The organism is Flavobacterium sp. UGB4466, assembly GCF_903469665.1.
GTDB lineage: Bacteria > Bacteroidota > Bacteroidia > Flavobacteriales > Flavobacteriaceae > Flavobacterium > Flavobacterium lipolyticum.
Window position 1 is genome coordinate 1 of the sequence record NZ_CAGKLC010000038.1, and the last position, 11,861, is coordinate 11,861.

Sequence of the window (11,861 nt, forward strand, 5' to 3'; positions counted from 1 at the left end):
GGGTATTCCGGAATTGTTCAGAGTGAGGTTCTGTTTAAAGAAGACGGTACAGGAACTAAACGTCTGGTGAGTTATCTAGTTGCCGAAGAAGGATTTTCAGAGTCTGATTTGAAATCGTATCTTTTAGGATTGGTTCCGGATTATATGGTTCCTCAGGTGTTTGTGGTTTTAGATCAGATGCCATTAACTTCAAACGGAAAGATCGACAGAAAAGCATTACCGGATCCTACTGTTACAGAAGGGCGTGTGTATGTAGCACCTGAAACCGAAACCGAAAAAGATTTGACTGCGATCTGGCAGGATTTACTCAAAGTAGAGCAAGTTGGTGTTACCGATAATTTCTTCGAACTGGGCGGTGATTCTATTATTGTCATTCAGGTAGTCAGCAGAGCAAAGAAAAAAGGATATGAAATTCAGGTGCAAGACTTGTTTGATTACCAAACCATAGCAGATTTGGCTGTGGCTGTAGAGCAAAACAGTCAAAGTCAGAGCACAGCTGAACAAGGACTTTTAGAGGGTGAAGTGCCTTTGTCGCCAAGTCAACAGTGGTTTTTTGAGCAACACCAGGAAGCACTTTCACATTTCAATCAGGCCTTCCTTTTAAGTATAAGCAAAGAGGTGACCAAAGAAAAATTAGAACAAATCGTAAATCTAATTGCCAAACGTCATGATTCGCTTCGCTTTAGATATACCAAACAAAAAGAGGAATGGAAGCAGTTTTATGGGGAATTTACAAATGTCTTCCAAACTGAAACTCTTGAGGAAAGTAAAAACACTAGCGAAGCCATTACCGCAATTTGTGTAAAACATCAGGAATCTCTGGATATTGAAAAAGGAGATATCGTACGATTTGTTTTGATTGAAACACCGGAGGCTGAGGTTAGCAACAGATTCTTTATGGTAGCTCATCACCTTGCTGTAGATAGGGGGTCATGGAGGTTTATCATTGATAATTTCGAAACCTTATTAAAAGAAGAAACGATAAATGAAACGCTTTATTTGGCCAATAAAAACAATTCGTTCAGAGATTGGGTATATAAATTGAAAGATTTTGCAGAGACAGAAGAAATAGAATCGCAGTTATCATATTGGCAGCAAGTTAATAATAATTACACGCCGATTCCAACCGACTTTTCAACAAATAAACCAACACGAGCGACCACGAAAACGCATGATGTAATGCTGAATCAGGAATATACAGGCAGTTTGTTGAAAGAAGTTAATGAGGCGTACAATACTGAGATTAACGATTTAATGTTAAGTGCTTTACAAATGACTTTTGAAGAGGTATTCCAGATACAGCGACTGGCGTTGGGATTTGAAGAGTACGGAAGAGAAAATCTATTTTCGAACATTGATCTTTCGGGAACTACAGGTTGGTTTACCAATAAATACCCTGTGATTTTGTCCCGAGATGGAGTGACAACAGAAGGCGATACGATCAAATCGGTAAAAGAAATATTGCGTAAAATTCCAACAAAAGGAATGGGGTATGGGTGTTTGCGTTATTTACACTCTTCTGAGGAAACACGCAATTCGTTAAAAGACTGCCGATGGGATGTTGTATTTAATTATCTGGGGCAGATCGATAATGTAATCAACCCAAAAGGAATCTTCACAGCGGCCTCAGAATATTCCGGAGCCGACATCAGTCCTGCTGCAATACTAGAAGAAAAGTTTATCATAAAAGCAATTATTGTTAACAATGAGCTTAAAATTGCCTGGGACTATTCTACAGAGCATTATCGTCCTGAAACAGTCAAAAAACTGGCAGATCAATTTATAGTCAATTTAATTCAGTTAATCAAACACTGTATCGATAAAGAAGGCAGGGAAGTAACACCATCCGATTTTGGGTTAAGTGACGTATTGGATTTTAAAGAATTGGACGAGTTGTTTGAAACAGAATTGCATGAAAATGCTGAAAATGAAGTAGTCTTGAGATTTTAAAACCGATCTGGCCTTAGAATCCCTGTTGTTAATTTTATAGCACTGTATCAGTTTGATAAATTGTAAAAACTCCTGATACAGTTCTATAACTTTCAAATACTTACACACAAACAAGTATTACGGTATCTAATTTATAACCAAAGCAAAAAAGTACATCATCAATTGGAGGGAGTGAATTCACCACCGCCGGAAAAGATATTTTAAAATTATGGAAAAGTTTATTCAAGAATTAAAAGAACTCGATTTATACCTTAAAATCAATGGTAAAGATCTGCTGCTTGTAGGCAAAGAGGGCAACTTAACGGCTTCTGACCTGGAAAAAGTGAATCGTCATGGTAACATCATTTCTTTTATAAAAGACAATAAAAAAGAGCTGTTCGACTTTTTAAATAAAAACAGTTTTAAACTTCAAAGAGAGAACGTAGCTTCAATTTATGAACTCTGTCCTGCACAGGAAGGAATTCTTTTTCATAGTTTATACTTATCTAGTATGGGTGAGGAAGATTATGCGACCAATCTGACCCAAAATTCAATGGAATTCACCTCAGAAATTAATGTAGAAATCTTTAAAAAAGCCTGGCAAAACGTCATTGAAAATCACACTACACTTAGAACAGGTTTTATTACCGATGCAGTAAAAATACCTGTCCAGTTTGTAAATAAAAAAGTAGAAGTCCCTTTTCTGTTTTTTGATTACAGCCAATTTTCTCAGGAAGAGGCAAATGAAAAATTTGAGGCATATCGTATCAATGACGCTAAAGATGGATTTTCTTTTACAAACCCTCCTTTGATGCGCATTACTTTGATAAAATTTAATGAAGCCCGATATACAATGATCTGGACAAGGCATCATATTTTATTAGACGGCTGGTCTACTCAAATTTTACTTAAAGAACTTTTAACGTTTTATACTCAAATTGTAAAAGGTATAGAGCCTGTAGTCCAAAAGGAAGATCTTTTTGAAGATCACATAAAATACCTTAAAGCGATCGATTCTTATAAAGAAAGAGCTTTTTGGAAAGAGTATTTTAACGGGTTTGAACAGTCCTCCCTAATGCCTTTTACTTCGGAATTGTTGGAAAGAAATAAAGGAAAAGGAGCGTACAGTAGAGAAAAACTTGTTTTAGATAAAGAGTACACTCAAAAAGTAGTTGCGCTTTCAAAATCATTTCAGGTAACCACCAATACACTAATGCAGGGGGTTTGGGCAATCGTTTTGTCAAAATACACCAATCTGCAAGACATTATTTTTGGCGTAACAGTTTCAGGGCGTCCGGCTGATTTGGACTATGATAATAAGTTGGGGCTTTTTATCAACACGCTTCCGTTGCGTTGTAAACTGGAAAACGATGAAAATATTGGCGATTTTTTTCGAAGAATACAGCAGGAAAACGCAGCGATAAGAAATTTTCAGCATACAGCCATCAACACCATTAAAGAACTCAATTCGATCAAAGAAGAACTATTCGATTCATTATGGGTCTTTAACAATTTCCCGGTTACCGAACAATCAGACGCTGAAAGTAAAGAGTTAAGCGTTGAGGATCAGAGTTCTAATGGTAATACAAATTATTTAATAACTATTCACCTTGTTTTAAAAGAGACACTTGGCATGTTCTTTTCCTACAATAGTGATTTGATAGAGGAACAGTACATAAAAATGATGTGCACCCACATCAAAACTTTATTAGATCAGCTGTTGGAAGGAAAAAGCACCATTTCATCTCTAAATATTCTTTCGGCAAAGGAGCAGACGATATTATTAAACGACTTTAACGATACGGCTGTAGAATATCCTAGAGACGTGACATTGGTAGATGTTTTTGAAAAACAAGTTGCAAAAACTCCAAATGCAACCGCTTTAGTTTTTGAGGGACAAAAAATGACGTATTCAGAGCTCAATTTCAAGGCTAATCAATTAGCCAATTATTTAATCGAAAAAGGGGTGCAGCCTGACACCTTGGTGGGCATTTGTATCGATCGATCTTTTGAAATGTTAATCGGAATACTAGGAATTTTAAAATCAGGAGGAGCTTATGTGCCAATAGATCCCGAATATCCGGAAAGTCGTGTTGATTATATTCTGGAAGATACTCATACACCTTTAGTGCTGGTTGGAAATTCTACTGAAGCATTAATCGAGCAGTTCAAAGGTAAATCAGTTGTAAATCTGGAGCAATGGGACTCCTTATTTGCAGGCTATTCCGGAGAAAATACAGCGACCAAACTGACGCCGTCAAATTTAGCTTATGTTATCTACACTTCAGGCTCCACCGGACAGCCTAAAGGGGTTATGAACGAACATTTGGGAGTGGTAAACAGATTGTTCTGGGCAAGAGATTATTATAAGCTGAACGAGAATGATGTTTTAATACAAAAAACTACTTTCAGTTTTGATGTTTCCGTTTGGGAATTGTTGCTGCCTTTGCAAGTAGGATGTCAGTTAATAATTGCAAAACCGGGAGGACACAAAGACAGCGATTATTTAATTCAGTTAATCAAAGAATATCATGTAAGCATGATACATTTCGTTCCGTCTATGTTAAGCATGTTTTTGCTTGATATAGACGCGGAAGCCGCTATCGATTTAAAAAATGTAGTTTGCAGTGGAGAGGCATTAAAAACCAGCCAGGTAATAGAATTTCAAAAGAAACTGCCTACTACGTGTTTAAGTAATTTATACGGTCCAACTGAGGCCGCAATTGATGTGACGAGCTGGATAGCCCCGTCAGGATTTAAAAACAATGATAATGTAGTAATCGGAAAACCTGTAGCAAACACGCAAATCATTATTGTAGATCAGGAGATGAAATTAGTTCCTGTAGGCGTAATAGGGGAATTGTGCATTGGCGGAGTTCAGGTAGCAAGAGGTTATTTGAATCGTCCTGACCTTAACGAAGATAAATTTATCGCCAACCCATTCCATTCTGGAAGGTTGTATAAAACAGGAGATAAAGCAAGATGGCTGGCAGACGGAAGTATAGAATACATTGGACGATCGGACGCACAGGTTAAAATTAGAGGTTATCGAATAGAATTGGGAGAAATAGAACATCAGTTACAAGAAATAGAAGGTATAGTAAAAGCCGTCGTACTGGTTAATGAAACGGAAGCTGGTGACAAGCAGCTAATAGCCTATGTAGTATCTCAAAAAAAGCAGGAAGCAACAAGCATAAAAGAGTATTTGTACGATAAGCTTCCCGAATATATGGTACCAGCGCAAATACTTCAGATCGAAAAAATTCCAATAACAAATAATGGAAAACTAGACAAAAAAGCCTTAAAATTTTTAAATACCGAAGATGTTGTACCACAAGATATTTTTGTTGCACCAAAAAGTGAAACAGAAGAAAAAGTACAGAAAATTTGGAAAAAAGTATTGGAAATTGAAACAATCGGAGTACACGACAACTTCTTTAGAATTGGAGGACACAGCCTGCATTTGATGCGACTCGTTAACGAATTTAATAAAGTATTCAACATTAGGCTGGGCTTAAAACAATTGTATAAAAACCCGACCATAGAAACTCAAGCATTATTAATTGCATCATCACAATTTTCTGCTTTTACAAGTATTCCTAAAATTGCAGAACGCGAAGCATATCCGGTATCCGACGCTCAAAAAAGATTGTGGCTGTTAAGTCAGTTTCCGGAAGGTTCTGTGGCATACAATATGCCTGCACAGGTTACTTTGAAAGGAAAACATAATATAGATGACATCGAAAAAGCCATTAATTTGGTGATCGAGCGACACGAAATATTGCGTACCGTTTTTAAAGTTCATTCTAATGGAGAAGTTTTACAGCATATCTTAAGCCCGAAAGAGTTGGGATTCAAAGTAGATTTTCAAACCCTTAGTACAGTTGAAGCAACAGCTTATATAAAACAAGATTCTTTTAAAGTATATGATCTGGAGAAAGGCCCGTTGTTAAGAGTAAGTGTACTCCAGACGGAAGACGAAATATATGTTTTGTATTTTAATATGCATCATATTATCAGCGATGGATGGTCGATGAACGTTTTGAAAAAAGACTTTTTGTTCTATTATGAAAGTATCCGAAACAAGCGCAATGATACTTTGCCGGCTTTAAGAATTCAGTACAAAGATTATGCAAACTGGCAGTTAGAAGCTTTAGAGCGTACTACAGACCATGCAGACAAAATATTTTGGATGAATAAACTCCAGGGGGAGTTGCCTGTTTTGGATTTGCCTTCTTCAAAAGTCAGACCTAACAAAAAGAGCTATAACGGAACAAAGTTACTGGCACATCTGGGAGAAAAAGAAGTAAAGCAGATTAAAGCTTATACACAAACGAATGGCGGTAGTTTGTTTACCTTTTTACTGACGACCTGGAATATTATGTTGTACAATTATACAGCAACCGGGGATATTGTTATGGGAACTCCAATTGCAGGACGAAATCATTCCGATTTATCAGATCAGATAGGCTTTTTTGTAAATACTCTGGCATTGAGGAATCAGATACAGCCTGATTATAGTTTCGACCGATTTTATAAAGAAGTAACCGAGTCAACTCTTCTGGCATTCGAACATCAAAACTACCCTTTCGATCGTTTGGTTGAAGACCTGAAAGTTAAAAAGAACAGCAGCAGAAGCGTTGTATTTGATATCATGCTGATTTTGCAAAACGCACAGCAGTCGAGAGAAGATAATACCAGCATCAACGCTTCTAATATAGATCGTATTTTGAATTTGGGGCAGACTATAACAAAATTTGACCTGGATATCAATTGTAAAGAATTTAACAGCTACCTGTCTTATGAAATCTCATTCAACAATGATGTTTACGACACAGAGATGATCTCTGATTTGATGGGGCATTACAAACAATTGGTAAAAAACATCTTAAAGTCTTCAAAATTGGCACTTGCTTCTATTTCTTATTTATCAGAAGAAGAAGAAACAGAATTGCTTTATACGTATAATGATACTAAAGCCGAGTATCCGTCTGGAGAAACCGTATTGGATTTATTCAATAGTCAGGTCCAAAGGAGACCGGAAGCCATTGCTGTAATTGCTAATAATGAGCGTTTGACTTATAAAGAGTTAGCCGAAAAATCAACGCAGTTTGCTTTACATCTGATGAGTTGCGGCGTAGAAAGAGACACGCTCGTACCGATTTGTATGGACAGGTCTGTAGAAGTAATCATTGGTTTATTAGGAATACTAAAAGCAGGTGGAGCTTACGTTCCTATCGATCCTAACTACCCTAAAAAACGAATCGATTTTATTATAGAAGACACCAACGCAAAAATAATAGTTACGAAAAAGAAATTCTCCTCATTATTCCATGCTTTTGAAACCGAAAAGAGTGTAATATACCTGGATGTTTTATTACCTGAAATTCAGGAGGTATCGACTGCTGATTTTGCGAATAAAATCAGTCCGGAACAATTGATTAATGTCATCTATACTTCCGGAACTACAGGTCAGCCAAAAGGAGTTATGATTGAGCACAAGTCCATTCTTAACCATGCCAGATGGAGTATCAAAAACTATAAATTTTCTGAGGGGGATAATGTCGCTAAGTACTTAAATTTTGCTTTCGATGCTTCGGCAGAAGAAATTTACCCGACACTTTTATCCGGAGCCACATTAAACTTTATTCCTGAAGATTGTTTGACCAATATTCCCCGCTTAAATGAATATTTGATCGACAACAATATGTCGGTACTGGTTCTTCCTTCCGTAATGTTACAGGAATTTACCAAATGCAAAAACACTACCCTAAGAATGCTGATCGTTGGAGGTGAAAAAATTGAAGATGCGAACAAAAATAATTTTGAGGTTTTCAACCATTATGGACCTACGGAAACTACCGTAACCTGTCTTAGTTATCAGCTCAAAAAGCAGAACAAAAATATTTTTGCTCCTATTGGAAATCCGATAGACAACGCCTCTGTCATCATTTTAGATACAAATGGCAAATTGGTTCCAAAAGGGATGATAGGGGAATTGCACATCGGAGGAGTCGGACTATCGAGAGGCTATTTAAACAACCCAATTTTAACCAATGAAAAATTCGTTACCAATCCTTACAACAGTAATGAAAAATTATACAAATCAGGAGATTTAGCAAGACGATTGCCAGATGGTAAAATAGAGTTTATTGGCAGAAAGGATGAACAGGTAAAAATCAGAGGATACCGAATAGAACTGGGAGAGATAGAACACGCGATCTTAAATCTTGAAGAAATCGAAAACACAGTAGTTCAGATCAGAAAAAGTACTACTGGTGAGAACGATCTGATTGCTTTTATCGCGGCTACAAACAAACAAAAAACTTCTCAACTAAGAGCCTCTCTAAAAGCATATCTACCGGACTACATGATTCCGTCCTATTTTATTCAGGTCGATCAGTTTAAACTCACCTCTAACGGTAAGGTTGATAAGAAAGATTTAGAAACTTTCGACCTTTCTACAATTGTTGCAGGAGAAGAATATGTGGCGCCAAGAGATGAAAATGAGGAAAAAATAGCTCAGGTTTTAGCACAGCAATTGGGAAAAAATACAGAAAGTATTGGCGTATTCGATCAGTTCTTTGACATAGGGGCAACTTCTATACGCTTAATGACAATTGCAGGAGAATTAAGTGAAGTATTCGGAATAGAAATAACAGTCGTAACACTATTTGAATATGCTAACATAGATCAGCTAAATGAATACATCAAAGCCCATCAAAACCCTGAAAAAACTTCAAAAGAAGAGGAAGAAGACCTGTCCGGCGTCTTAGATGAAATAATTGATTTAATGTAAATAGTAATACTCTTTTAATCATGAAAAATACTTCAATAAAAAAGGACATTGCCATCATAGGGATGTCCGGAAAATTTCCACAGTCGAAAAATATTGAGCAATTCTGGAAAAATTTGCAGGAAGGCCAGGAGATGATTCATTTCTATTCTGAATTGGAACTTAAAGAGTTAGGAATTAACAGCAAAGAAAAAGATCCAAACTTTGTCGGTGTCACCTCAAGAATCGATGATGCAGAATGTTTTGATTACCAGTTTTTTGGTTACACTAAAGATGAAGCCGAAATCATGGATCCGCAAACCAGACTGCTGCACGAACACATCTGGCTGGCCCTTGAGGATTCGGGCACCAAAACAACGCATTACGGTGGTAAAATTGGTTTGTACACTGCCGTAAATGATAACTTTAATTGGAGGTTACATGCTAAAGTATCCAATAACAATAAAGTAAATCCTTTTTACGCCAATCAGCTCTCCAACAGGAGTTTTGCCAATACTTTAATTTCTTATAAGCTTAATTTGAAGGGGCCAAGCCTTATTGTAGATACCGCCTGTTCAAGTTCTTTGGCGGCCGTGCATATGGCTTGTAGAAATTTATTATTAAAAGAATGTTCGATTGCCGTTACCGGAGGAGTGAAAATACTAACCCGAAAAGAAACAGGCTACAATTACGAAGAAGGAATGATCTATTCTAAGGATGGTCATTGCAGGGCATTTGATGAATCGTCATCGGGTATAGTCAACGGAGAAGGTATAGGTATTGTAGTGCTAAAAAGACTAGAAGATGCCTTAAGAGATCGTGACAATATTTATTCGGTAATTCGTGGAACAGCACTTAATAATGACGGTAACCGAAAAGTAGGCTATACGGCACCAAGTGTTCAGGGACAATACGAATGTATCAATCTGGCACACAGAATGGCTGATGTAACACCAGAATCGATAGGATATATTGAAACACACGGAACGGCTACGAAATTAGGAGATCCGATAGAGATAGAAGCCCTAAACAAAGCTTTTAATTATGATACCAATCATTCCTGTGCCATCGGATCTGTTAAAACCAATATTGGTCATTTGGATTCTGCTGCCGGAATTGCGGGTTTAATTAAAGCGACAATGGTAATCAATCAAAAAAGCATACCTGAATCGTTACATTTTAAAATTCCAAACCCACAGATCAATTTTAAAAAAGGCCCTTTTTACGTCAACACAAAACAAACAGCTTGGAACAATCATAGTCCATTGCGTGCAGGAGTAAGTGCTTTTGGTATAGGTGGGAACAACGTTCATGTCATATTAGAAGAAGCACCTGAAAGAGCGGCATCTGAAACCAATAATCCTTATTATCTACTGCGTTACTCTGCTAAATCACAGTGGTCACTGGATAAGTTTCAGGAAAATTTGAAAACCTTTTTAGCCACAAAAAAGGACACAAAACTAGCCGATTTAGCCTATACACTGCAAACCGGAAGAGACCAGTTTAAATACAATAGGTTTTTGGTATGCAAAAGCAAAGAGGAGGCCCTTAAAATACTAGAGAGCGAAGATCAGGACGGTTTATTTTCCGGAAAATTAAAGAATACTGGTAAAGTAGCATTTATGTGCTCGGGATCGGGTTCTCAATACTTAAATATGGGGAAAGACTTGTATCATGACAGTCCGTACTTCAAAGAATATATCGACAAAGGTTTTGCGTACTTAGAAAGAGAAACCGGAATCGATTATGGAGCCATCCTGTTCCCGAACGAGCAGTCGGCACAACAAACGAACAATATAAATGATAACATACATACACAACCTTTGGTTTTTGTTTTTGAGTATGCTGTAGCCAAAACCTTGATGCATTTAGGGATTAATCCCAATTATTTGATCGGACATAGTACAGGTGAGTACGTAGCGGCTTGTTTAAGTGGGATCTTTACTTTTGAAGCCGCCTTATCCTTATTGATTAAAAGAGGGGAATTGATGTCAGCAGCTCCTAAGGGAAGCATGCTAAGTGTAAGTTTGTCTAAAGAAAAAATAACCGCCTATCTAAACAGTGATGTAGGTCTTGCGGTAATCAATTCGCCCGAATCTTGTGTAGTGTCAGGAACCATTGAGGGTATTGATGCACTCAAAGCCATTTTGGAAGAAAAAGATATTGCTTGTTCAAGAATCCGAGTTTCACTTGCAGGACATTCTTTTTTGCTGGATTCTATTTTAAAAGAATTTGAAGAAGCATTCCGCAATATCACCCTGTCTGAACCAACAATTCCAGTATTGTCCAACTATACCGGAGAAATACTGACTAAAGAAGAAGCCACTTCGGTAACCTATTGGGTCAATCATTTAAGAAACACCGTTCAGTTTTCAAAAGGACTACAGCAATTGTTAACCATTAAGAATTTGGCATTTTTAGAAATTGGGCCAGGAAATGCACTAACAAGTGTATTTAAGCAGCACAGTAAAGAAAATATACACGACCATATAGCACTTAACATGCTGAGACATCCAAGTCAGGAAATAAATGATACTCAGTTTTTTCTACAGCAATTAGGAGAACTGTGGTTTCAGGGTATCGATATTAATTGGGAATCCTATTATGGCGATTATTTGCCCAATAAAATTTCGGCTCCTGCTTATGTTTTTCACCAAACCAAATTCCTGGCACGTGTTAATCCTCTTGACAATTTGAATGGTAACGCTTTCAATACCTTTGAATATGAAGTAGAGGATAATTTTAACGAAGACGAAGAAATGTACAAAGAAGATGCGGATAGGGAGTTAATGAATACCCCCTACAAGGAACCCTCAACTGATACAGAAAAACAATTAGTAGAAATTTGGCAGGACTTCTTCAGTATTAATAAAATTGGAATTCTGGATGACTTTTTTGCGCTGGGAGGTAACTCTTTAAAAGGAGTCACCATGCTAAAACTGATTCAGAAAACATTCGAGATCGATATTAAAATTAAAGATTTTTATAAAAAATCAACCATAAAAGGGCTTGCGGCCGAAATCGATCTGGCCTTAAAGTTTGTGATCATTCAGGAAGAAGAGATCAGCAGTAAAATGGTAATTACGATCTAAAAAGAATAGATTTTTTTTCATTCTAAACACAAAACCACACCACAATATTTTTATTAACTATTTGA

3 protein-coding genes are annotated in these 11,861 nt (G+C 37.0%); all 3 read left to right on the top strand.

Annotated elements, in window-relative coordinates; all coding sequences use genetic code 11:
- The coding region (locus tag JO950_RS11215) for a condensation domain-containing protein (RefSeq protein WP_237732339.1) at positions 1-1,950 on the top strand (1,950 nt) is incomplete at its 5' end.
- Positions 1,951-2,158: 208 nt separating this feature from the next.
- Entirely contained in the window at positions 2,159-8,728 is a 6,570-nt protein-coding gene (locus JO950_RS11220) for a non-ribosomal peptide synthetase (protein WP_202702722.1), read from the top strand.
- Positions 8,729-8,748: 20 nt separating this feature from the next.
- Complete coding sequence (locus JO950_RS11225) at positions 8,749-11,796, top strand: type I polyketide synthase (protein ID WP_202702723.1); 3,048 nt, start codon at positions 8,749-8,751, stop codon at positions 11,794-11,796.
- The last annotated feature ends 65 nt before the right edge of the window (positions 11,797-11,861 follow it).

Excerpts from the sequence above, each read along its gene's own strand:
- JO950_RS11220 (WP_202702722.1), top strand. The coding sequence starts at position 2,159 with ATGGAAAAGTTTATTCAAGAATTAAAAGAACTCGATTTATACCTTAAA.
- JO950_RS11225 (WP_202702723.1), top strand. The coding sequence starts at position 8,749 with ATGAAAAATACTTCAATAAAAAAGGACATTGCCATCATAGGGATGTCC.